Annotated in this window: 18 protein-coding genes; 7 read left to right on the forward strand and 11 right to left on the reverse strand. The window is 72.2% G+C overall.

All coding sequences use genetic code 11. The annotated features are described in order from the left end of the window. Positions 1–151 precede the first annotated feature (151 nt). Positions 152–1,180, reverse strand: coding sequence for a LacI family DNA-binding transcriptional regulator (locus ACZ4Z2_RS07165; RefSeq protein ID WP_468073234.1), 1,029 nt, complete (start codon positions 1,178–1,180; stop codon positions 152–154). Continuing rightward, entirely contained in the window at positions 1,177–3,573 is a 2,397-nt protein-coding gene (locus tag ACZ4Z2_RS07170) for a glycoside hydrolase family 2 protein (RefSeq protein WP_468073236.1), read from the reverse strand. Before ACZ4Z2_RS07170 ends, ACZ4Z2_RS07165 begins: the two co-directional genes overlap by 4 nt. 159 nt (positions 3,574–3,732) lie before the next feature. On the opposite strand from ACZ4Z2_RS07170, the gene ACZ4Z2_RS07175 reads away from it, so the two are divergent. The 3 genes from ACZ4Z2_RS07175 to ACZ4Z2_RS07185 are packed head-to-tail and all read left to right on the forward strand — an operon-like array spanning position 3,733 to position 6,853. Then, on the forward strand, positions 3,733–5,049 hold the full coding sequence (locus ACZ4Z2_RS07175; RefSeq protein WP_468073238.1) for an ABC transporter substrate-binding protein: 1,317 nt from the start codon (positions 3,733–3,735) through the stop codon (positions 5,047–5,049). Then, positions 5,049–6,002, forward strand: a complete 954-nt coding sequence (locus ACZ4Z2_RS07180; protein ID WP_468073240.1) for a carbohydrate ABC transporter permease — start codon at positions 5,049–5,051, stop codon at positions 6,000–6,002. Before ACZ4Z2_RS07175 ends, ACZ4Z2_RS07180 begins: the two co-directional genes overlap by 1 nt. Next, complete coding sequence (locus ACZ4Z2_RS07185; RefSeq protein ID WP_468073242.1) at positions 5,999–6,853, forward strand: carbohydrate ABC transporter permease; 855 nt, start codon at positions 5,999–6,001, stop codon at positions 6,851–6,853. Before ACZ4Z2_RS07180 ends, ACZ4Z2_RS07185 begins: the two co-directional genes overlap by 4 nt. A 133-nt stretch (positions 6,854–6,986) precedes the next feature. On the opposite strand, the gene ACZ4Z2_RS07190 is transcribed toward ACZ4Z2_RS07185, so the two are convergent. From ACZ4Z2_RS07190 to ACZ4Z2_RS07200, 3 genes are all read right to left on the reverse strand, one after another. Beyond that, positions 6,987–8,282: an HRDC domain-containing protein gene (locus ACZ4Z2_RS07190; RefSeq protein ID WP_468073244.1), complete on the reverse strand. Its 1,296-nt coding sequence runs from the start codon at positions 8,280–8,282 to the stop codon at positions 6,987–6,989. A 194-nt stretch (positions 8,283–8,476) separates the two neighbouring features. Beyond that, positions 8,477–9,136, reverse strand: coding sequence for a helix-turn-helix transcriptional regulator (locus ACZ4Z2_RS07195; RefSeq protein WP_055540149.1), 660 nt, complete (start codon positions 9,134–9,136; stop codon positions 8,477–8,479). Between the two features lie 318 nt (positions 9,137–9,454). Then, positions 9,455–10,084: a DUF3000 domain-containing protein gene (locus ACZ4Z2_RS07200; RefSeq protein WP_468073247.1), complete on the reverse strand. Its 630-nt coding sequence runs from the start codon at positions 10,082–10,084 to the stop codon at positions 9,455–9,457. Positions 10,085–10,312: 228 nt separating this feature from the next. On the opposite strand from ACZ4Z2_RS07200, the gene hemE reads away from it, so the two are divergent. Further along, positions 10,313–11,392: a uroporphyrinogen decarboxylase gene (gene hemE / locus ACZ4Z2_RS07205; RefSeq protein ID WP_468073249.1), complete on the forward strand. Its 1,080-nt coding sequence runs from the start codon at positions 10,313–10,315 to the stop codon at positions 11,390–11,392. A 62-nt stretch (positions 11,393–11,454) separates the two neighbouring features. Here the strand turns inward: hemE and ACZ4Z2_RS07210 are convergent, their stop codons facing one another. Continuing rightward, positions 11,455–12,267 carry a rhomboid family intramembrane serine protease gene (locus tag ACZ4Z2_RS07210; RefSeq protein WP_468073251.1) on the reverse strand — a complete coding sequence of 271 codons (813 nt, stop codon included), beginning with the start codon at positions 12,265–12,267 and terminating at the stop codon, positions 11,455–11,457. Between the two features lie 135 nt (positions 12,268–12,402). On the opposite strand from ACZ4Z2_RS07210, the gene ACZ4Z2_RS07215 reads away from it, so the two are divergent. Further along, a complete protein-coding gene (locus ACZ4Z2_RS07215; protein ID WP_468073252.1) occupies positions 12,403–12,741 on the forward strand; it encodes a hypothetical protein in 339 nt (112 codons plus the stop codon). A 103-nt stretch (positions 12,742–12,844) separates the two neighbouring features. Here the strand turns inward: ACZ4Z2_RS07215 and ACZ4Z2_RS07220 are convergent, their stop codons facing one another. Then, positions 12,845–14,242, reverse strand: coding sequence for an FAD-dependent oxidoreductase (locus ACZ4Z2_RS07220; RefSeq protein ID WP_468073254.1), 1,398 nt, complete (start codon positions 14,240–14,242; stop codon positions 12,845–12,847). A 27-nt stretch (positions 14,243–14,269) separates the two neighbouring features. Beyond that, positions 14,270–15,202, reverse strand: a complete 933-nt coding sequence (locus ACZ4Z2_RS07225; RefSeq protein ID WP_468073256.1) for a DUF4349 domain-containing protein — start codon at positions 15,200–15,202, stop codon at positions 14,270–14,272. A gap of 166 nt (positions 15,203–15,368) precedes the next feature. Here ACZ4Z2_RS07225 and hemG point away from each other — a divergent pair, with 166 nt between their 5' ends. Together hemG and hemQ are read left to right on the forward strand one after the other, a co-directional pair. Further along, positions 15,369–16,823, forward strand: a complete 1,455-nt coding sequence (hemG, locus tag ACZ4Z2_RS07230; RefSeq protein ID WP_468073258.1) for a protoporphyrinogen oxidase — start codon at positions 15,369–15,371, stop codon at positions 16,821–16,823. 5 nt (positions 16,824–16,828) lie between these two features. Further along, complete coding sequence (gene hemQ, locus ACZ4Z2_RS07235) at positions 16,829–17,560, forward strand: hydrogen peroxide-dependent heme synthase (protein WP_468073259.1); 732 nt, start codon at positions 16,829–16,831, stop codon at positions 17,558–17,560. A gap of 3 nt (positions 17,561–17,563) precedes the next feature. Here the strand turns inward: hemQ and ACZ4Z2_RS07240 are convergent, their stop codons facing one another. The 3 genes from ACZ4Z2_RS07240 to ACZ4Z2_RS07250 all read right to left on the reverse strand — a co-directional run bounded on the left by ACZ4Z2_RS07240 (position 17,564) and on the right by ACZ4Z2_RS07250 (position 21,753). Next, the gene (locus tag ACZ4Z2_RS07240; RefSeq protein WP_468073261.1) at positions 17,564–19,162 is read right to left on the reverse strand and encodes an alpha/beta hydrolase; all 1,599 of its coding nucleotides are present in this window, start codon (positions 19,160–19,162) and stop codon (positions 17,564–17,566) included. A 108-nt stretch (positions 19,163–19,270) separates the two neighbouring features. Next, on the reverse strand, positions 19,271–20,059 hold the full coding sequence (locus ACZ4Z2_RS07245; protein WP_468073263.1) for a DUF4142 domain-containing protein: 789 nt from the start codon (positions 20,057–20,059) through the stop codon (positions 19,271–19,273). 290 nt (positions 20,060–20,349) lie between these two features. After that, positions 20,350–21,753: an MbnB/TglH/ChrH family RiPP precursor modification enzyme gene (locus tag ACZ4Z2_RS07250; protein WP_468073265.1), complete on the reverse strand. Its 1,404-nt coding sequence runs from the start codon at positions 21,751–21,753 to the stop codon at positions 20,350–20,352. Positions 21,754–21,855 lie beyond the last annotated feature (102 nt).

A 21,855-nucleotide genomic window follows, 5' to 3' on the forward strand; every position in this document is an offset into this window, starting at 1 on the left:
CTGGGGGCGGGAGCGGTGAACGTCACACGCCCTCGGCGTGTTACCGTCGGTTACACATGTCCAGCTTAGGGGTACGGGCGACCGCCCGACCAGCCCGAAACGCACCCGCGGTCGCGCCCGGCGCAACGCGTCCCCTTCCCTTACGGCTGGATCAGGGGGCCGGCGCGGTGGACCCCCGGGGCACAAGTACAGGAGTCGCCACCGGATGCGACCCGGCCCCCTCCCCGGCGATCACCTCGAACAGGGTCCGCGCGACCTCCGCGCCGAACCCGTGCACGTCATGGCTCATCGCCGACAGGGTCGGCCGGGTCAGCCGGCACAGCTGGGAGTCGTCCCAGGCCAGCAGGGAGACCTCCGCCGGCACCCGCACGCCCATCTCCGCGGCCACCGACAGCCCCGCCACCGCCATGATGTCGTTGTCGTAGAGAATCGCGGTCGGCCGGTCCCCGCCGGGCGCGCTGAGCAGCGACCGCGTCGCCCGGGCGCCGTCCTCCCCGGAGAAGTCGGTCGTCACCTGACGCACCCCGGCCAGCCCCAGCCGCCGCGCCGCCTCGTCGACCGCCGCCGTGCGGATGGCCGTGTGCCCCAGCAGGGCGGCGCCCCCGACCCGCGCGATCCGCCGGTGCCCGAGCGCCGCGAGGTACCGCACCGCCTCCGTCACGGCGGTCGCGTCGTCCGTCCACACCGAGGTGAGCCCCCCGGTCAGGGACGGGTGCCCGACCGCGACGACCGGCATGCCGAGCCGCCGCGCCGAAGCCGCCCTCGGATCGTCCGCGCGGAAGTCCACCAGGATCGACCCGCTGACCTGCCGCCCCCGCCACCAGGCGTCCTGTACCGCCATCTCCTCGTCCACGTTCCGCACGAGACGCAGCAGCAGCGAGCAGGACCGCTCGGTCAGCACGCTCTCCACCCCGGAGACGAACTCCATGTAGAAGGGTTCGAGGCCCAGCAGCCGCGCCGGCCGGCAGATCGCCAGCCCCACGACGTCCACGCGCCGGCTCGACAGCGACCGCGCCGTCAGGTTCGGCGCCCACCCGAGCTCCCGCGCCGCCGCGAAGATCCGGTCCCGTGTGGCGTCGGACAGCCCCGGCTTCCGGTTGAAGGCGAGCGAGACCGCCCCCTTGGACACTCCGGCACGCGCGGCGACGTCCTTGATCGTCACCCGAGGGGGTGTGCTCATCGGGCCGGCTCCACACAGAACAGGGCCCGCCGGACGGCCGCCTCGTCCGGCACGGTCTCCCAGCCCGTCACACCGATGGTGACCCGCTCCCCGGGCAGCAGCGTGACCCGCCCGGTGTCGGCCCGGGCCCCCGCGCCCAGCCGGTCGGCCTGGAGGAGCAGATCCCGCACCAGTGTCCGCGCGGTCACGGTCACCGCCCCCGGCGCCACCTCGACGTCGAACCCCGGCCGGGGGTAGGGCACTTCGCGGTCGGGCGCGGGGAAGTGCACCGCCCGCAGCCCGTCGACGTCCGCCACCAGGAACTCCTTCGCGCCCGTCGGCTCCAGCTCACGGGGCACGGGCACCTCGGCGACCGCGCGAGGCCCGACGGCCTCGCCGGGGACCGGGAACTCGGCGATCACCTCGCCGTCCACGGACATTCGCCGCAACCGCGGCGCGGTCGGCTCCCACACCTCACCCGCCTGGTTCACGACGGCCAGCACCAGCGCCCCGCCCCGCTCCTGGAGCGTCACCAGCCGGTCCGCGTACAGCCGCCGCAGCTCGTGGTACAGCGGCTTCTCCCTGCCGTCGCCGTCGATCGCCGCCCAGGACGTCACCGGCCAGCAGTCGTTGAGCTGCCACACGACCGTGCCCGCGCACACCGGCCAGTGCGACCGCCAGTGCTCGATGCCCGCGGCGACGGCCCGCGCCTGGTTGAGCTGCGTCAGATAGTGCCACCGGTCGAAGTCCCCCTCGGGCAGGGCGAAATGACGGGCCAGGCCCCGCTCCAGCTTCCCGTTGCCGTCCTCCGCCTTCTGGTGGTGCAGCATCCCCGGCGAGTCGGCGGCCAGTTCCTCCCCGGCGTCGGCCAGCGCCCGCCGCAGCGTGGCGTACGCGGGCGGCGCCTGCCAGCCGAACTCCGCCACGAACCGGGGCACGTTCGCCCGGTACTCCGCGTAGTCCTCCCGGTTCCACACCTCCCAGGAGTGATGCGTACCGTGCGCCGGGTCGTTCGGATGGTGGTCCCAGGACCCCGACCAGGGGCTGCCCGCCGTGTACGGCCGCGTCGGGTCCAGTTCCGCGACGATCCGCGGCAGTACGCCCAGGTAGTACCCCTCGCCCCAGGACTCCCCGGCGAGCCGCTCCTCCCAGCCCCAGTCCCGGAACCCCCACAGGTTCTCGTTGTTGCCGTTCCACAGCACCAGCGAGGGGTGCGGCATCAGCCGTACGACGTTCTCCCGGGCCTCGGCCTCCACCTCGCCCCGCAGCGGTTGCTCCTCCGGGTAGGCGGCGCACGCGAAGGGGAAGTCCTGCCAGACCAGCAGCCCCAGCTCGTCGCAGACGTCGTAGAAGTCATGGCTCTCGTAGATCCCGCCGCCCCAGATCCGCACGAGGTCGACACCGGCGTCGGCGGCCTGGGTGAGCCGGGTGCGGTAGCGCTCGCGGGTGACGCGGGAGGGGAACACGTCGTCCGGGATCCAGTTCACGCCCCGCGCGAACAGCCGCTCGCCGTTGACGACGAAGGTGAACCCGGTGCCGTGCTCGTCGGCCCCCCGGTCCAGCTCCACGGTCCGGAACCCGACCCGCCGCCGCCAGGCGTCGAGCTCCTGGCCACCGTCCTCGTGCAAGGTCAACTCCACGTCGTACAGCGGCTGTTCACCGTACCCACGCGGCCACCACCGTTCGACGCCGGGCACCTCCAGCCGGACGACGCCGCTCGCGCCCTCGACCTCCGCGACCGCGTCGACGCCCCCCGCCCGCGCGCGGAGCCGCAGCCCCGCCGCCACGGCCGTCCGCTCCACCTCGACGTGCAGCTCCACCCGCCCGGTCGTCCCCTCGACCGTCACCAGCGGCCGTACGCGGGCGATCCGGGCCGTCGACCAGCGCTCAAGCCGCACCGGCCGCCAGATCCCCGCCGTGACCAGGGTCGGCCCCCAGTCCCAGCCGAACGAGCAGGCCATCTTGCGGATGAACTGGAAGGGCTCGGGATACGCGTTCGGCCGGTCACCGAGCCGCTCGCGCACCGCCTCCGCCTCGGCGTACGCGGAGGCGAACCGCACCGAGAGCCGGCCGCTCATCCCCGTGACGTCGAATCGGTACGACCGGTGCATGTTCCGCACCGACCCCAGCAGCCGCCCGTCGAGCCGGATCTCGGCGGCGGTGTCGAGCCCGTCGAAGACCAGGTCGGTCCGCTCCCGCGTGCCGCCCGCCCCCGTCCCCGGCAGGTCCACCTCGTACGTCCACTCCCGGCGCCCCACCCACGCCACCTCGGTCTCGTTGCGCCCGAGGAAGGGGTCCGGGATCAGCCCCGCCGCCAGCAGATCGGTGTGCACGCACCCGGGTACGGCGGCGGGCAGCTCCCGCCCCTCGTGCCGCAGGGTCCAGCCCTCGGTGAGCGGGGTGGCGTGGAGCATGCGCCCTCCTGAACCGGTCCAGTCGATGGCGCGACAGCGCCGCGAAAAGTTTCGGAGCCCTTGGCGGAATTGGGACTTTACCGGTTCAGTGAACGGCTGCCAGAGTGCCGAACCAGCCAACCCACCCGTGCTCGTCCGTCCCGAACGGAGCTGGTGCACATGAACCACCGAAGGACGCTCACCGGAACCCTGCTCGCCGCCGCGCTCCTCGCGTCGGGCTGCACAGGCAGCGGAGGAGGCGCGAAGGCCGCCGACGCGAAGGCACCCGACGACCCGTCGAAGGTGTCCGGAACCATCAAGGTCCTCACCCATCGCACCGACATCGTGCAGGACGGCACGATGAAGAAGTACGCGGCGGAGTTCAACAGGATCTACCCGAAGGTGAAGGTCGAGTTCGACGCGATCACGGACTACGAGGCCGAAGTCAAGATCCGTATGAACACGAAGAACTACGGCGACGTCCTCATGATCCCGAGCGTCATCAAGAAGAACGACTACCCCAGGTTCTTCGCCTCCCTCGGCACCCAGGACGAGCTCGCCGAGAAGTACCGCTTCACCGACTTCACCACCGTCGACGGCAAGGTCTACGGCCAGAGCCCCATGGGCGCGACCCCGGGCTTCCTCTACAACAAGCGGATCTGGGCGAAGGCCGGCGTCACCGACTGGCCGACCACACCGGACGAGTTCCTCACCGCGCTGAAGGCCATCAAGTCCAGGACGGACGCCGTTCCGTACTACACCAACTTCGCCGCCCAGTGGCCGCTGACCCAGTGGACGTTCGTCAACGGCTCCGTCAGCTGCGACACCGGCGCCACCACCGCCCTCGCCGAGGGCAACCCGTGGGGCGAGAACGGTGAACTGCGCGTCGGGGACACCCTGCTGTACGACATCGTCAAACAGGGCCTGATCGAGAAGGACCCGACGACCACCAACTGGGAGGAGTCCAAGCCCAAGCTGGCCAAGGGCGAGATCGCCACGGCATGGCTCGGCAGCTGGGCGGTCATCCAGTTCCGGCAGGCGGCCGAGAAGGCCGGGGCCGACCCCGACGACATCGGCTTCATGCCGTTCCCCGTCCGCGTCGACGGCAAGGCGTGCGCCACCGCCAACCCCGACTACAACCAGGCCGTCAGCATCCACTCGAAGCACAAGGCGGCCGCCCGCGCCTGGGTCGACTGGTTCACCGACAAGTCCGGGTACGCCGAGGACAACCTGTCGATCGCGACGCCGAGGAACGCCCCGCTGCCCGAGTCGCTCAAGCCGTACGAGGAACAGGGCGTGAAGCTCATCGAACTCGACGACGCCGAGGGCGGCCAGGTCAAGGAGATCGACAACGCCTCGGAGGTCGGCATCTACGCCCCCGAGTACCGCCAGGACCTCGTCGACCTCGCCCGCGGCGCGAAGGACGGCACCCTCGACGACTTCCTCGACGACCTGGGCAAGCGCTGGACCGAGGCGCAGAAGACCGTGGGTTCCTGATGCCCGCCACGCACACGACCGAGAAGGTGGCGCGGCCCCCGTCGGCCGCGCCACGGCCCCCGGTGCCGAGCCCGGCCCCCCGCAAGGTGCTCCTGTGGCGGAAGCTCACCCCGTGGCTGTTCCTCGCCGCCCCGCTGGCCCTCCTGGTCGCCTTCACCTACGCCCCGGTCGTCAACATGCTGGCGTACAGCTTCACCGACTGGGACGGCGTCAGCCCCGAGCTGAACTACACCGGCGCCGGCAACTACGTGGAGATCTTCACCCGCCCCGAACTGTTCCAGGTCTTCTTCGTCAGCGGCTACTACCTGGCCGCCTCGGCGGTGCAGATCGCCCTCGCCCTGTACTTCGCGACGGTCCTCAGCTTCAACGTCCGCTTCCGGAACTTCTTCAAGGGCGTGCTGTTCTTCCCGTACCTGATCAACGGCGTCGCGATCGGCTTCGTCTTCCTCTACTTCTTCCAGGACGGCGGCACCCTCGACTCGGTCCTCGCCCTCGTCGGGTACGAGTCCGACCGCGCCTGGCTGGGCACCTCGACCTCCGCGAACATCTCCCTCGCGAGCGTCTCGGTGTGGCGTTACATGGGCCTGAACTTCGTGCTCTTCCTCGGCGCGATCCAGTCCATCCCGGGCGAGCTGTACGAGGCCGCCGAACTCGACGGGGCGAGCCGCCGGCACCAGTTCCGGTACATCATCGCGCCCGGCATCAAACCGGTGCTGAGCCTGAGCGTGATCCTGTCGATCTCCGGTTCCCTCTCGGTCTTCGAGATCCCGTACATCATGACCGGCGGCGCCACCGGCACCGAGACCTTCGTGATCCAGACGATCGACCTGGCCTTCCGCTTCAACAAGACGGGCCTCGCCTCGGCCGCCGCCGTGGTCCTGCTGCTGATCATCCTCGCGGTGACCTGGGTGCAGCGGCGCCTCGTCCCCGACGACAAGGTGGACCTCACATGACGCTCGCGCACCCGACCCCGGTGGTACGCCGCCGGGTCGCCCGGACGCTCACGTACCTCTCCCTGGCCGCCGCGTCCCTGGTCGTCCTGCTGCCGCTCGCGGTGGTGTTCCTGACCTCGCTCAAGTCCGAGCGGGAGACGGCGAGGGGCAGCCGGGCACTCGGTCTGCCCGACGACCTCCTCAACCTCCGGAACTACGCGACGGCGTTCCGGGACGGCGAGATGCTCGCCGCGTTCGGCAACACGGCCTTCATCCTGCTGTTCGCCGTCACCGGCACGGTGGTCATCGGCTCGATGGCCGCCTACGCCATCGACCGCTTCACCTTCCGCTTCCGCAGGCTGGTCGTCGCGCTCTTCCTCGTCGCCACGCTGGTGCCCGGGGTGACCACCCAGGTGGCGACCTTCCAGATCGTCGACAGCTTCGGCATGTTCGACAGCCTCTGGGCGCCGATCGCCCTCTACATGGGCACCGACATCGTGTCGATCTACATCTTCCTGCAGTTCGTCCGGTCGATCCCGATCTCCCTGGACGAGGCGGCCCGCCTGGACGGCGCCAACGCGTTCACCATCTACCGGAAGATCATCTTCCCGCTCCTGAAACCGGCGATCGCGACCGTCGTCATCGTGAAGGGGATCACCGTCTACAACGACTTCTACATCCCCTTCCTCTACATGCCCTCGGAAGACCTTGGCGTGATCTCGACATCCCTGTTCCGTTTCAAGGGCCCCTACGCCGCCCACTGGGAAACGATCTCGGCGGGCACGGTCCTGGTCATCCTGCCGACCCTGATCGTCTTCCTGGCCCTGCAGAGATTCATCTACAACGGCTTCATGAGGGGAGCGACGAAGTAAGGGGAGGGGTGCCGTGCGGTCGCCGGGTGCGCCCCTGCGGGACGCGGGGAACCGCGCGACCAGCCCCCACGCACCCGCACCCGGAGACGCACCCCCATGCGCACCCCCTGAAGCGGCCCCTCCCCGGATGCGGCTACGCGCTCCTGCCCACCGCCGACAGCGCCCCCACCAGCACCGGCGTCACCAGCTCCACCTGCCACGCCCGCGCCCCGTACCCGGCGAGCGACGCGGAGATCGAGTCGGCGTCAGCCGTGACCGGCGGCTCCCAGCACAGGCGCCGCACCGTGTCCGGCGTGATCAGGTTCTCCTGCGGCATGTTCAGCTGCTCCGCCAGCGCGCTCACCCCGGCCCGCGCCGCGGACAGCCGCGCGGCCGCCGCCGGGTCCTTGTCGGCCCACGCCTTCGGCGGCGGCGGACCCGTCACCGGCTGCCCGTGCGCCGGCAGCGCGGTCTCGGGCAGTGCCTTCGCCCGGTCCACCGCCGCCTGCCACTGCTCCAGCTGGCGCCGCCCCATGCGGTGCCCGAACCCGTTCAGCGCGGCGAGGGCGTGCGTGTTGGCCGGCAGTGCCAGGGCCGCCTCGACGATCGCCGCGTCGCTGAGGACCTTGCCCGGGGAGACGTCCCGCCGCCGTGCGATACGGTCGCGGGCCTCCCACAGCTCCCGTACGACCGCCATCTGCCGCCGGCGGCGCACCTTGTGCATCCCCGACGTGCGCCGCCAGGGGTCCTTGCGCGGCTCGGCGGGCGGTGCCGTCGCGATCGCGTCGAACTCCTGGCGGGCCCATTCGAGCTTGCCCTGCCGGTCCAGCTCCTTCTCCAGGGCGTCGCGCAGATCGACGAGCAGCTCCACGTCGAGGGCGGCGTAGCGCAACCACGGCTCGGGCAGCGGGCGGGTCGACCAGTCGACCGCGGAGTGGCCCTTCTCCAGGACGTAGCCGAGGACGTTCTCCACCATCGCGCCGAGACCGACGCGGGGGAACCCGGCGAGGCGGCCGGCCAGCTCGGTGTCGAAGAGGCGGCTCGGGACCATGTCTATCTCGCGCAGGCACGGCAGGTCCTGGGTGGCCGCGTGGAGCACCCACTCCGCGTCGGAGAGCGCCTCGCCGAGCCCGGAGAGGTCCGGGCAGGCGACGGGGTCGATGAGCGCGGTGCCCGCGCCCTCACGGCGCAGCTGCACCAGATAGGCGCGCTGGCCGTAGCGGTAGCCGGACGCGCGTTCGGCGTCGACGGCGACGGGGCCGGAGCCGGCGGCGAACGCGGCGATCACCTCGGCAAGCGTCGCCTCGTCGGCGATCACGGGCGGAATGCCGTCCCGGGGCTCCAGCAAAGGGATCGGCGCCCCCGCATCAGAAGATCCGCCGTCGTCCGGAGGGGCGCCTCCGGTGGTTCGCAGGGTGCTGTCTGCTGCGGTCTCTTGGGCGTCGGTCACCTGTCAAGGGTATCTGTGTATGGACATGGCCCGCCGACGGAACGTTCCGTCGGCGGGCCATGAAGGGGCGTAAACAAGTCATGTGTCACACGTGTCAGTGAAACTTTCCGGCGAATCGGGAGAGGCCGGGCATCATCGAACGATCTCGGCCCCTTCCCGGCCGATCCGGTGCGACGCGGTGGATCGGCGCGGCCTCAGTGGATGATCCCGGTGCGCAGGGCCACAGCGACCATTCCGGCGCGGTCGCCGGTGCCGAGCTTGCGGGCGATACGGGCGAGGTGGCTCTTGACGGTGAGCGCGGACAGGCCCATCGACACGCCGATCGCCTTGTTCGACTGGCCCTCCGCGACCAGGCGCAGCACCTCGACCTCGCGGCCCGACAGCTCCCGGTAGCCGCCCGGGTGGCTCGGGGCACCCGGGGGGCGGCGGTGCATACGGGCGGCGGAGCCGAGGGGTGCGGCGCCGGGGCGGGTGGGCAGCCCGATGTTGGTGCGGGTGCCGGTGACGACGTATCCCTTCACACCGCCCGCGAGGGCGTTGCGGACGGCGCCGATGTCGTCGGCGGCGGAGAGCGCGAGACCGTTGGGCCAGCCGGCGGCCCGGGTCTCGGAGAGGAGGGTCAGGCCGGAACCGTCCGGCAGATGGACGTCTGCCACGCAGATGTCACGGGGGTTGCCGATGCGGGGACGGGCCTCGGCGATGGACGAGGCCTCGATGACATCGCGGACACCGAGCGCCCACAGATGGCGGGTGACGGTCGACCGCACACGCGGATCGGCCACCACCACCATCGCGGTCGGCTTGTTCGGACGGTAGGCGACCAGGCTTGCGGGCTGCTCGAGGAGAACGGACACCAGGCCTCCTGGGTGCGGGACGAGGGGCCGGCTCGCTGGGCTCGTGGGGTCGAAGCCGGGACGAACCGTGGTTTCAAGGTCACAGAGGTCTTCGGCACCAAACCTCTGCTCCTTTAGAGAATGATCACGATTTGGTGAGTAACAATCCGTGCAATTCGGACACGCCTTCGATCATTCGAAGATCGAACGGTGTCGCTTCGCGTCGATACGAGGCCGAAAGTGGCCGTATCGACAAAGTGATGGTTTCGATCGGCGTGGCGACACGGCACACAAAAGGACCGTGCCCCTCAGGGGCACGGTCCTCGGGCGGCGACGGGTTCAGCGTGACTGCGGCCCCCGGCGCTGCGGCAACGACACCACCGCCGCGTCACCCGGATCGGCCGCGGGCGGCAGCCCGGCGGTCTGGGCGAGCAGATCGCACCAGGACGCGAGGTGCGCCGCCGTGTCCGGCACGCCGCCCAGCACCTCGCGCGGGGTCCAGGACGCCCGGATCTCGATCTGGGAGGCCGCGGGCCGCGCCGCCAGCCCGCCGAAGTAGTGCGAGCTGGCCCGGGTCACCGTCCCGCTCGGCTCGCCGTAGGACAGCCCGCGGGACTGCAGCGCGCCGGTCAGCCAGGACCAGCACACCTCGGGCAGCAGCGGATCGGCGGCCATCTCCGGCTCCAGCTCCGCGCGGATCAATGTCACCAGCCGGAAGGAGCCCTGCCAGGCGTCGTGTCCCGCCGGGTCGTACAGCAGGACGAGACGGCCGTCGGCCAGGTCCTCGTCGCCCTCGACGACCGCGGCCTCCAGGGCGTACGCGTAGGGGGCGAGCCGCTGCGGCGGCCGGGTCTGCTCGATCTCGATCTCGGGCCGCAGGCGTGTGGCCCTCAGCGCTTCGACGGCGGAGCGGAACGGCAATGGGGCCGTCCCGCTCGCATCGCGCTCCCCCTCCTTCGCGTCGTCCATTCCGCCAGCGTCGTCCGACAGTCGTCCCTGAGCCGCAGCCATGCGGGAACATTAAGGGGAACGGGGCCCCGGCGCAGGGCAAGACACCCGTGCGCTGGGTCACGGTCGGATCGCGCTCAGCGAACGCGCCCGGGCCGCTCCCGGCACGGGTGGCCGGAAACAATCGGTGCCCCCAGTTGTCCACAGCCCCGGCCGCCCCTGTCAAGCGGGCGTGCGAGACTTTGCCTCGTGAGTGCCAACGCCAGCCCCTCGGGCCACCAGCCGACCGCCACGCGCGACGCCGTCAAGAACTCAGCCTTCCTCAAGGCGTGCAGGCGCGAGCCCGTCCCGCACACACCGGTGTGGTTCATGCGGCAGGCCGGGCGCTCCCTGCCGGAGTACCTGAAGGTGCGCGAGGGCATCCCGATGCTGGAGTCGTGCATGCGGCCCGAGCTGGTCACGGAGATCACGCTCCAGCCCGTCCGCCGGCACAACGTGGACGCGGCGATCTACTTCAGCGACATCGTCGTCCCGCTCAAGGCCATCGGCCTCGACCTGGACATCAAGCCCGGCGTCGGCCCCGTCGTCGAGAGCCCGATCCGCAGCCGCGCCGACCTCGCCCGGCTGCGTGACCTGACCCCCGAGGACGTCTCGTACGTCACCGAGGCGATCAGGATGCTCACCGCCGAGCTGGGGGAGACCCCGCTCATCGGCTTCGCCGGCGCCCCCTTCACCCTGGCCAGCTATCTCGTCGAGGGCGGCCCCTCCCGCACCTACGAGAACGCCAAGGCGATGATGTACGGCGACCCGGAGCTCTGGGCCGACCTGCTCGACCGGCTGGCGGAGATCACCGCCGCGTTCCTCCGGGTCCAGATCGAGGCCGGCGCCTCCGCCGTCCAGCTCTTCGACTCCTGGGCCGGCGCGCTCGCCCCCGCCGACTACCGCCGCTCGGTGCTGCCCGCCTCGGCCAAGGTCTTCGACGCCGTCGCCGGATACGGCGTCCCGCGCATCCACTTCGGCGTCGGCACCGGCGAGCTGCTGGGCCTGATGGGAGAGGCGGGCGCGGACGTCGTCGGTGTCGACTGGCGCGTCCCGCTCGACGAGGCCGCCCGCCGCGTCGGCCCCGGCAAGGCGCTCCAGGGCAACCTCGACCCGACTGTCCTGTTCGCCGGCCCCGAGGCCGTCCGCACCAAGACCCGCGAGGTGCTCGACTCGGCCGCCGGGCTGGAGGGCCATGTCTTCAACCTGGGCCACGGCGTCCTGCCCTCCACCGACCCCGACGCGCTGACCCGCCTCGTGGAGTACGTCCACGAGCAGACCGCCCGCTAGGCCCTGTCGGCCTAGTTCCGCGTCCACTTCGCGGGGCTCCCGCCCCCGCGGGGAACCCGTCCTCACCACCCGTGTCGTGTCCGCCTGCCCCACAGCAGGCGCTGCGGCTCGGGCGGGGGCGGGGTGCCCGGGCGCAGGGGCCAGGCGAGCAGCATGCCGGCGACGAAGCCGACGATGTGGGCCGCGTACGCCACCGTCCCCGCCTCGAAGGCGCCCTCGTCGGACGAGTTCACCGCCTGGAGCACGAACCAGGAGCCCAGCACCAGCCACGCGGGCAGCCGCAGCGGCAGGAAGACCAGGAACGGCACCAGGACCCAGACCCGGGCCCTCGGGAAGAGCACCAGATACGCGCCGAGGACCCCGGCGATCGCCCCGGACGCGCCGATCAGCGGTTCACCGGAGTCGGCGTTGAGGAGCGCGTAGCCGTACGTCGCCGCATAGCCGCACGCCCCGTAGAACAGCGCGAAGCGCACATGGCCCAGCCGGTCCTCGACGTTGTTGCCGAAGATCAGCAGGAACAGCAGGTTGCCCAGCAGATGGAGCCAACCGCCGTGCAGGAACATCGCGGTGAGGACGGACAGGGCGGGTGACTTGTCGTAGCCCGGCGCCCCCACCAGACAGCCGCCGGTACGGGGATCGACCGTGCCGGTGGGCACCAGACCCGGCAGCTGATGGTGGATCAACTCCCGTGGCACCGCCGCGTACTGCTCCACGAACGCGTGGAGATGGCACAGCTGGGCCGCGCCGCTGTCACCGGCCGTCGAACCGGCGAGGCCGGGCATGAAGACGAAGACGAAGAGGTTCGCGGCGATCAGCGTGTATGTCACGTAGGGCGTGCCGCGAACGGGGTTCACGTCGTGCACGGGGATGACCACAGGGATCGTGTGCCCGCGATACGGGGCCGGAACCAGCCTGTCCGCCGGCCGCGCACACCGGCGTCGGACGTGTGAACGCTCGTGCGCGGTGGTGCGTATGTGTCCTCAACCGCGGATCTACGTGAGGAACAGGCGATGAACGACCGAGTCACTCCTTCGATGCACGCCACCCCCGACGGTGAGGCGGAACTGTCCCTGGTGGTGAAGCTCACCTGGGAAGACGTTGCCGCGCTCGGCCAGGAGGCCGGGCGGCTGTCCGCGCGCATGCAGCGGCCGGTGACGCTGGACGAGGCGGTGAGCCACCGGCTGCGGTCGGTCCGGGCGGCCGCCGCGCACGCCAAGCCGGCGACGGCGCCCACCGCTCCCGCCGCGGTGACCTCGTCCGCGTCCGTGTCGTCGCTGCCGTCGCGTCCTGGCTCGGACCAGGCGATGCAGGCCATCGACCGGATCAGCGGGAACTCCTCGGCCGTCTAGGCCCTGTCGTCAAATTCCCGCCGTCGTCCGAAGGGGGGTAGGTGGGAATTGGACGACAGGGCTCAGCACCGGGGCACGGGAGTTCACCGCGCCCCCGGAGGGCTCAGGCGTCCGAACGTACCGCCGTCACCGCCTTTCTCGCCGCCACCAGGACCGGGTCCCACACCGGCGAGAAGGGCGGGGCGTACCCCAGGTCCAGGGCTGTCATCTGTTCGACCGTCATGCCCGCCGTCAGGGCCACGGCGGCGACGTCGACGCGTTTGCCCGCGCCCTCCCGGCCGACGATCTGGACGCCCAGGAGGCGGCCCGTGCGGCGTTCGGCGAGCATCTTGACCGTCATCGGGGCGGCGCCCGGGTAGTAGCCGGCACGGCTGGTGGACTCGATGGTGACGGCCACGTACTGGAGGCCCGCGCGGTCGGCGTCCTTCTCGCGCAGACCGGTGCGGGCGATCTCCAGGTCGCAGACCTTGCTGACGGCGGTGCCGACGACACCGGGGAACGTGGCGTAACCGCCGCCGACGTTCGCGCCGATGACCTGGCCGTGCTTGTTGGCGTGGGTGCCGAGCGGGATGTGGCGTTCACGGCCGGAGACCAGGTCCAGGACCTCCACGCAGTCGCCGCCCGCCCAGATGTCCTCATGGCCGCGGACCCGCATCGACAGGTCGGTCAGCAGGCCGCCGCGGTCACCGACAGGAAGGCCCGCCGCCCTCGCCAACCCCGTCTCCGGGCGCACCCCGATACCGAGGACCACCACGTCCGCCGGGTACTCGGCGTCGTCCGTGGCGACCGCCCGGACCCGGCCGTCGTCGCCCGTGAGGAACTTGGTGACCTCGGCGTCGTCGACCATGGTGATGCCCATGCCCTCCATGGCCCGGTGCACCAGCCGGCCCATGTCCGGGTCCAGCGTCGACATCGGCTCCTTGCCGCGGTTGACGACCGTGACCTCGTACCCCCGGTTGATGAGCGCCTCCGCCATCTCCACGCCGATGTAGCCGGCGCCGACGACCACCGCGCGGCGGCCCCCGGTGGCGGCCAGCGTGTCGAGGAGGGCCTGCCCGTCGTCGAGGTTCTGCACCCCGTGCACCCCGGGGGCGTCGACACCGGGCAGGTCAGGGCGGATCGGGCGGGCGCCGGTCGCGATCACCAGCTTGTCGTACGACGTCCAGTACTCCTCGCCCGTGTCGACGCCACGCGCGCGTACCCGCCTGCCCTCGACGTCGATCTCCACGACCTCCGTGCGCATCCGCAGATCGATGTCGCGGGCCCGGTGTTCCTCGGGCGAGCGGGCGATGAGCCGGTCCCGCTCGGGGACGTCACCGCCGACCCAGTAGGGGATGCCGCACGCCGAGTACGAGGTGAAGTGGCCCCGCTCGAACGCCACGATCTCCAACTCGTCGGGCCCTCGCAGTCGGCGCGCCTGCGACGCGGCGGACATCCCCGCCGCGTCTCCTCCGACGACGACCAGGCGTTCCCTCGAACGTTCCGTACGGCTCATGTTCATGGGAACACGCTACGACCGCCCCGCATTTCAGCTCTCCTCGCCGCCTTCCTGCTCCGCGGCCGGGGCGGGACGCCGTGAACGGCCGAAGAAGCGGAACCACAGCAGCAGGACGAGGGCGGTGGCCGCCGCGAACGGCAGGACCGCGGCGAGTGCCATGCCCAGCCAGCGGAACACCGCGACGAACGCGTTCCAGCCGCCCGCCAGCGCGTCCACGAACCCCGGCTCGTCGTCCTCGGCGGCCTTCTTCACCGCGGTCTCCGACAGCGACAGCGTGATGGTCGCGAGGCTCGTGCGGTCCTTCAGGGACTTCTGCCGGGCGAGCAGCGACTCCAGGTCCGCCTGGCGCGTGCTCAACTCGCCCTCCAACGTGACGACATCGCTGAGCTTGGTCGCCCGGTCCATCAGCTCGCGGATCCGGGCCACGCTCGCCCGCTGCGTCCTGATCCGGCTCTCCACGTCCACCACCTGGTCGGTGACGTCCTCCGCCTTGGCCTTGCGCTCGATCAGCCTGCCCGTGCCCTCCAGCGCGGTGAGCACCTCCTCGTACTTCTCGGAGGGCACCCGCAGCACCACCCGGGTGCGCTCACGGCCCTCCCCGTCGCGGGTCGTGGACTCGCCGCCCACGAACCCGCCCGCGTTCTCGGTGACCGTCCGGGCCTCCTCCAGCGCCGTCGGCGCGTCCTTCACCCGCACGGTCAGGCTCGCGGTACGGATGATGTGGCTCGCTCCGAGCTTCGGCGCGGTGTCGGCGGACTGGTCCTTCTTCGAGCCGCCGCCGCTCTCGCCGCTCAGGGCCCCTTCCTGCCGGGCCGCGGCGCCGGCCTTGCTGTCGGAGGCCGCCCCGCCGTCCGAACTGTCGTCATTGGCTCCGCAGCCGGTGAGCGCCAGGGCGGCGGCGAGGAACAGGGCGGCGAAGACCCCCGCGGGCCGTCGGGACCGTCGTATGTGTGTCTGAGCCATGGCGGCGTACCCCCGAAAGTCGTGTCCTGCTTGCTGATGACGCTCCTTCGACGCCGGAGGGCGGCGGAACGTTGGCGTGCGGTGGTCCCGAAGCGGTCACGGTCGGGACTCGGTGGGGCCACACGGCCCTACCAGGGCCGTCGGGGGCGTCTGAGAAGGTGGAGCCATGAGCGGATCACGTCCGGAAGCCGGACATGTCGTCGTCGTAGGAGCCGGGATCGCGGGTCTGGCCGCCGCGCACGGACTTCTGGAGCGAGGCGCCAGGGTGACCGTCCTGGAGGCCTCGGACCGGGTCGGCGGCAAACTGCTGCCCGGCGAGATCGCGGGCGCGCGCGTCGACCTCGGCGCCGAGTCCCTGCTGGCCCGCCGCCCCGAGGCGGTCGCCCTCGCCCGGCAGGTCGGACTCGCCGACCGGCTCCAGCCGCCCGCCACCGCCACCGCCTCCCTGTGGACCCGGGGTGCGCTGCGGCCCATGCCCAAGGGCCACGTCATGGGCGTCCCCGGCACCGCGTCCGCCCTCTCCGGAGTGCTGTCCGACGAGGGCCTGGCCCGGATCGAGCGCGACGCGGACCTGCCCCGCACCGAGGTCGGCGACGATGTGGCGGTGGGGGAGTACGTGGCGGCCCGCGTCGGCAGGGAGGTCGTGGACCGCCTGGTGGAGCCGCTGCTCGGCGGCGTCTACGCGGGCGACGCCTACCGCATCTCGATGCGCTCGGCCGTGCCGCAGCTCTTCCAGGCCGCCCGGACCCACACCTCCCTCACCGAGGCCGTCCGCGAGATCCAGGCCCGCGCGGCCGCCGCCCAGCCGACCGGCCCCGTGTTCATGGGTATCGAGGGCGGCGTGGGACAACTGCCGCTCGCCGTCGCGGAGTCGGTGCGGGCCCGCGGCGCCGAGGTCCTCACCCGCAGCCCCGTCACGGAGCTGCGCCGTGAGAGCACCGGCGGCTGGCGCGTCACCGCCGGCGGCCGGGTGCTGCACGCCGACGCCGTCGTCGTCGCCGCCCCCGCCCCCGTCGCGGCGGACCTGCTGCGCGCCGAGGCCCCCGAGGCCGCCGTCGAGCTCGCCGCCGTCGAGTACGCGTCCATGGCCCTCGTCACCCTCGCCTACCGCCGCGCCGACGTCACCCTCCCCGAGGGCAGCGGCTTCCTCGTACCGCCCGTCGACGGGCGCACCATCAAGGCGTCCACCTTCGCCTCCCAGAAGTGGGGCTGGATCGCCGGGCAGAACCCCGGCCTGCTGATCCTGCGGACCTCCGTGGGCCGCCACGGCGAGACGGAGATCCTGGAGCACGAGGACGCCCACCTCGTCGACGTCTCCCGCCACGACCTGCGCGAGGCCATCGGCCTGACCGCCGACCCCGTCGAGACCCGCGTCACCCGCTGGGACGACGGTCTGCCCCAGTACCCGGTCGGCCACCACGCGCGCGTGGCCCGGATCCGCGAGCACCTCGGCAAGCTGCCCGGCCTCGCCGTCTGCGGCGCGGCCTACGACGGCGTCGGTGTCCCCGCCTGCGTCGCGAGCGCGGCCGCCGCCGTCGACCAGATCCACGGTGACCTGCGCGCTGTGCAGGACCTCACGGCCAACCCGGTGCAGAGCCTGCACGGCGGAGCGGGAGAATGAGTTCCATGAGCGACGACGCCCCCACCACCGAGTCCGGCCGCGTCCCCAACAAGGGCAAGCTGGCCAAGGACCTCAACGAGGTCATCCGTTACACGCTGTGGTCCGTCTTCAAGCTGAAGGACGTGCTCCCGGAGGACCGCAGCGGTTACGCCGACGAGGTCCAGGAGCTGTTCGACCAGCTCGCCGCGAAGGACGTCACCGTGCGCGGCACGTACGACCTGTCGGGCCTGCGCGCCGACGCCGACCTCATGATCTGGTGGCATGCCGAGACCAGCGACCAGCTCCAGGAGGCGTACAACCTCTTCCGCCGCACCCGGCTGGGCCGCGCCCTCACGCCGGTGTGGTCGAACATGGCGCTGCACCGCCCCGCCGAGTTCAACCGCTCGCACATCCCGGCGTTCCTCGCCGACGAGACGCCCCGCGACTACGTCAGCGTGTACCCCTTCGTGCGCTCCTACGACTGGTACCTGCTGCCCGACGAGGACCGCCGCCGGATGCTCGCCGACCACGGCAAGATGGCCCGCGGCTTCCCCGACGTCCGCGCCAACACGGTCGCCTCGTTCTCGCTGGGCGACTACGAGTGGATCCTGGCGTTCGAGGCCAACGAGCTGTACCGCATCGTCGACCTCATGCGGCACCTGCGTGCCTCCGAGGCCCGGATGCACGTCCGCGAGGAGGTCCCGTTCTACACCGGCCGCCGGAAGTCGGTCGCGGAACTGGTCGAGGGCTTGGCGTAACGCCTACCCGCGCCCCGTGAGGGGCGCGGGGAGCCCCGCCGTCGACCGCGCCGAGCCGGGCTTCGGCTCCGGCCGCCCCGCGCAGGCCGCCCGCCTGTCGGGCGCCCGGCCCTCCAGCAGATACGCCTCCAGATACGCGTTGACGCACTTGTTGGGCCCGCCGGCGAGGCCATGGCTCCCGGCGTCCCGCTCGGTCACCAGCACCGATCCCCACAGCCGCCGGTGCAGCGCGATCGCCCCCTCGTAGGGTGCGGCCGCGTCCCGCTCGGCCGCGAGGATCAGCGTCGGCGGCAGCTCACCCGGGCCGGTGCGCACATCCAGGGGACGCTGCCGCGGCGCCGGCCAGTACGCGCACGGCAGGTTCGTCCACACGTTGTCCCAGGTCTCGAAGGGCGCCGTCCGGGCGAGCCGGGTGTTGTCGCGGTCCCAGACCCGGAAGTCCGTCGGCCAGGGCCCGTCGTTGCACTCGACGGCCGTGTACACCGCGTTCGCGTTCTCCTGCTCGACGGCCGCCTCCGGGTACGGCCCGGCCAGCTGGACCAGCGGTTTCGCGTCCCCCCGCAGATACGCGGAGAGGGCGAGCGCGCGCTGCGGCCAGTAGTCGTCGTAGTACGCGGCCTGGAGGAAGGTGCTCTGCAACTGCCCCGGCCCCACCTTCCCTCCGGCCGGCCGGGCGGCCAGGCGGGCGGCGGCCCGCTCGTAGCCGCGCAGCACCTTCTGCGCGGTGTTCCCCAGCCGGTACACCTCGTGGTGCTTGGCGACCCACCTGCGGAAGTCCGCCCAGCGCTCCTCGAACGCCGCCGACTGGTCGAGGTTGTTGCGGTACCAGATCCGCTCGGGGTCCGGGTTCACCGCCGAGTCGAAGACCATCCGCCGCACCCGCGAGGGGAACAGCGTCGCGTACAGCGCCCCGAAGTAGGTGCCGTACGACGCCCCCATGAACGTCAGCCGGTGCTCGCCGAGCGCGGCGCGCAGCACGTCGAGGTCGCGGGCGTTGTTGAGCGAGTGGTAGTGCCGCAGCGCGCTCCCGGCCCGCCGCGCGCACCCGCGCGCGTACGCCTTCGCCCGCGCGATCCGCTCCCTCTTGTACGCCGCCGAGGGGTGCGTGGGCGCGGGGGAGGGGCCCTGGTGCAGTCGCTTCGGGTCCTGGCAGGACAGCGGCGCCGACCGGCCGACGCCGCGCGGCGCGTACCCGACGAGGTCGTACGCCGCCGCGATCCGCTTCCACTCCGGCAGGAACCCGACGAGCGGGAAGTACATCCCGGAGCCGCCGGGCCCGCCGGGGTTGAACACGAGCGCCCCCTGCCGGGGCACCTTGCCCCTGCCCTTGGCCTCGACCCGGCTCACCGTGAGCGAGATCTGCCTGCCGAAGGGCCGGGCGTAGTCGAGCGGCACCCTGACCGTCCCGCAGCGCAGCCCGTCCGGCAGCCCCTCCTTCGCCGGGCACTTCCCGAAGCGGATGCCCTCCTCCGCCGCCCGCCGGGCCGCGACGGCCACCCCCGCGACGCCGGCGACCCCGGTCGTCTCGCTCCTCGCCGGCACGGCGGCGACACCGCTCAGCAGCACCGCCCCGACCGTCCCGTACAGCACGGCAGCTCGCATCGCGTATCCCTCCGAAGCACGACAGCGACAAAAGGGATGTTTCGTTCGGAAGGGGGCGATGTAAAGCACCCGCCGCCGGTGTCGCGGCCGGGCCTTCGCGGACGCGCCTTAGTCGTCGTCCTCCTCGCGTGGGCCCGTCGCCGCCGGGGGCAGGGAGTACTGCTGGGACGGGGACGCCGTCGGGGAGGGGGTCACCGGGATCGGGGAGCCGGGGTCGTCCAACGGGACGGGCGGGGCCGGGGAGTTGGTGATGGGCGGGGGGCTCGCCGAGGCCGCGTCGCGGGCGATCGCGTCGTAGTCGACGAGCCCGGTGGCCTCCAGGACCTTGATGTGGTCGAGGACGGTGGCGTTGGCGTCGTCGGCGAGGTCGCGGACCAGCGAGTTGCGGGTGGTGGCGCGGACCTGGGCGACGACGGAGAACACCTTGCCGTGGGCCGTCCGCAGGATGTTCGCGAACTCCCGGTCGTACTGTTCGCCCCGCGCCGCGTCCAGCGTGCCGAGCCACGCCTTCTGCTGGTCGTTCGGCTGGTTGGGCAGGGTCAGTCCGAGCCGGGCGGCGACGTTGCGGACCCGGGCGTCGAGGAAGGTGTGCCCCTCGACGAGGTGCTCGCCGGCCGTCCGCACCGCCTTGGTGGTGCCCTTCGTCTGGGCCTGCTGTCCGGCGGGCAGTTCCCACAGCCCCGCCAGCCGGACCTTGGTGATGAACTCCCGGTCCAGTCCGGACAGCGCGCCGTACTGCGTCGTCACGGTGGACGCGTTGAGCGTGTCGACGCCGGTGCCCGAGCGGTCGCTGTACGACCAGATCGGGAAGATCAGTGCCAGGAGCGTCGCCGTCAGCCCGGCGACGATGAGCCCTGTTCCATTGAGCAGTCCTCTGCTGCGTCGGTCGGATCGCATGGTGCCTCCTGCTTGCGGCACCGCACGCCAGTGCGCCTCGGGTGCGGGTTGGTCTACGGTCCGGCATGTTACTGCCCGGTGTATGCCAACTGCCGTACGAGGAGGAAGGGTTGAGGACGGTACAAATCGCGCCGGATCGGATACCCGGGGCGGTGGACAGGTCAGGTGATAGTGGAGTGAAGGGGACGTGAAACCCGTGTAGGGGGCGCGGGTTTGTTAATCGCAGCACATTTGGGGCGCGCGAGAGACCGCCTCGCGCCGGGGCGGGGCGGCGCGGGGGCGCGCGGCGGTCAGCGGCGCAGCAGCACCCTGCGGGTCGCGCGGGCCAGGCGCGCCGTCGGGCGCCGGGACAGCGGCGCCGGACCGGAGCGCTCCAGCCACCACTCGCGCAGCGCCCGCCGGGTGCCCGCGTCCTCGAGCCGGTCGCCCAGCAGCACGTGCTCGGCGAAGGACAGCGCGTCGCGCCGGTAGCCGTCGGTAATCGGGTTGCCCTGCGCGTACGCCACGAACACCGGCCGGTACGACGTGCCCAGGATCTCCGGCAGCTCCGGCGCGACCTTGCCCACGACGTCCGCCCGCTTCGCCGCGAGCGCCCGCGCCTGCACCCCGAGCCGCACCCGGTCGAACCCCTCGGGCACCGGGGTCCCCGCGACCAGCGCCGACAGCAGCGCGGCCTGGGCCAGTCCGAGCCGCTGCCGCGCGACCGGCTCACCCTCGCCCTCGGGGGCCTCCCCGCCGGCGGTGACGGGCTCGGTCGCCGTGGTCGCTGCGGTGGCCGTGGTGGCCGCGCTCGCTGTGGTGGCCGGTGTCGTGGTCGGCTCGTCCGTCGCGGGCGCGCCGTCCTGCGCCCCGGCGGTCTTCATCACCCCGCGGATCGCGTCCAGCTCGCGCTCCAGCTCGGCCGGCTCCGGGAAGTTCTCGTCGCGCTCCAGGAGAACGCCGGGCGGGGCCACCCGGGAGGCCAGCTCGGCCAGGACGTCGAGGACCTGCCGGGGCACCGGGTGGGCGTGGCTGTCGTGCCAGACGCCGTCCCGCTCGAAACCGCCCGCGACATGGACGTACGCGATGGCCTCGACCGGCAGCTCGTCCAGCGCCTTCGCGGGGTCCTCGCCCCGGTTCACGTGGTTGGTGTGGAGGTTCGCCACGTCGATGAGGAGCCGGACCCCGGTGCGGTCGACGAGGTCGTACAGGAACTGGCCCTCCGTCATCTCCTCGCCGGGCCAGTTGATCAGCGCCGCGATGTTCTCCAGGGCCAGCGGCACGGGCAGCGCCTCCTGGGCGATCCGCACGTTCTCGCACAGCACGTCCAGCGCGTCCCGGGTGCGCGGCACCGGCAGCAGATGCCCGGCCTCCAGCCGCGGCGACGCGGTGAGGGCGCCCCCCGCCCGGACGAACGCGATGTGCTCGGTGACGAGGGGCGCGCCCAGGGCCTCCGCGCGTTCGGCGAGGTTCCGCAGCCGCTGCTCGTCGGGGCGGTCGGCGCCGCCGAGGCCGAGCGAGACGCCGTGCGGCACCACCGTGACGCCCCGCTCGCGCAGCCGCAGCAGCGACTCGGGGAGGTGACCGGGGCAGACGTTCTCCGCGACGACCTCCACCCAGTCGACGCCGCCGGCCGACCCGGCCATGCGCTCGACGGCGTCCGCGATCTCCGGACGCCATCCGATACCCGTACCCAGCTGCCCGATCCGCTCCATCGTCCCCTCCTCGGCCACGGCTGCACCAGGACCCTGTGTTCGTCTCCTCACGACGGACCTGTGCTCCGGCGTGACGGAGTCATGGCCCCGTCACCCGGAGCC

This window comes from Streptomyces sp. NPDC030183 (assembly GCF_055573455.1).

Coding starts and splice junctions, on each gene's coding strand:
- ACZ4Z2_RS07165 (WP_468073234.1), bottom strand. CDS start 1,180: ATGAGCACACCCCCTCGGGTGACGATCAAGGACGTCGCCGCGCGTGCC.
- ACZ4Z2_RS07170 (WP_468073236.1), bottom strand. CDS start 3,573: ATGCTCCACGCCACCCCGCTCACCGAGGGCTGGACCCTGCGGCACGAG.
- ACZ4Z2_RS07175 (WP_468073238.1), top strand. CDS start 3,733: ATGAACCACCGAAGGACGCTCACCGGAACCCTGCTCGCCGCCGCGCTC.
- ACZ4Z2_RS07180 (WP_468073240.1), top strand. CDS start 5,049: ATGCCCGCCACGCACACGACCGAGAAGGTGGCGCGGCCCCCGTCGGCC.
- ACZ4Z2_RS07185 (WP_468073242.1), top strand. CDS start 5,999: ATGACGCTCGCGCACCCGACCCCGGTGGTACGCCGCCGGGTCGCCCGG.
- ACZ4Z2_RS07200 (WP_468073247.1), bottom strand. CDS start 10,084: ATGGACGACGCGAAGGAGGGGGAGCGCGATGCGAGCGGGACGGCCCCA.
- ACZ4Z2_RS07215 (WP_468073252.1), top strand. CDS start 12,403: ATGAACGACCGAGTCACTCCTTCGATGCACGCCACCCCCGACGGTGAG.
- ACZ4Z2_RS07220 (WP_468073254.1), bottom strand. CDS start 14,242: ATGAACATGAGCCGTACGGAACGTTCGAGGGAACGCCTGGTCGTCGTC.
- ACZ4Z2_RS07225 (WP_468073256.1), bottom strand. CDS start 15,202: ATGGCTCAGACACACATACGACGGTCCCGACGGCCCGCGGGGGTCTTC.
- hemG (WP_468073258.1), top strand. CDS start 15,369: ATGAGCGGATCACGTCCGGAAGCCGGACATGTCGTCGTCGTAGGAGCC.
- hemQ (WP_468073259.1), top strand. CDS start 16,829: ATGAGCGACGACGCCCCCACCACCGAGTCCGGCCGCGTCCCCAACAAG.
- ACZ4Z2_RS07240 (WP_468073261.1), bottom strand. CDS start 19,162: ATGCGAGCTGCCGTGCTGTACGGGACGGTCGGGGCGGTGCTGCTGAGC.
- ACZ4Z2_RS07245 (WP_468073263.1), bottom strand. CDS start 20,059: ATGCGATCCGACCGACGCAGCAGAGGACTGCTCAATGGAACAGGGCTC.
- ACZ4Z2_RS07250 (WP_468073265.1), bottom strand. CDS start 21,753: ATGGAGCGGATCGGGCAGCTGGGTACGGGTATCGGATGGCGTCCGGAG.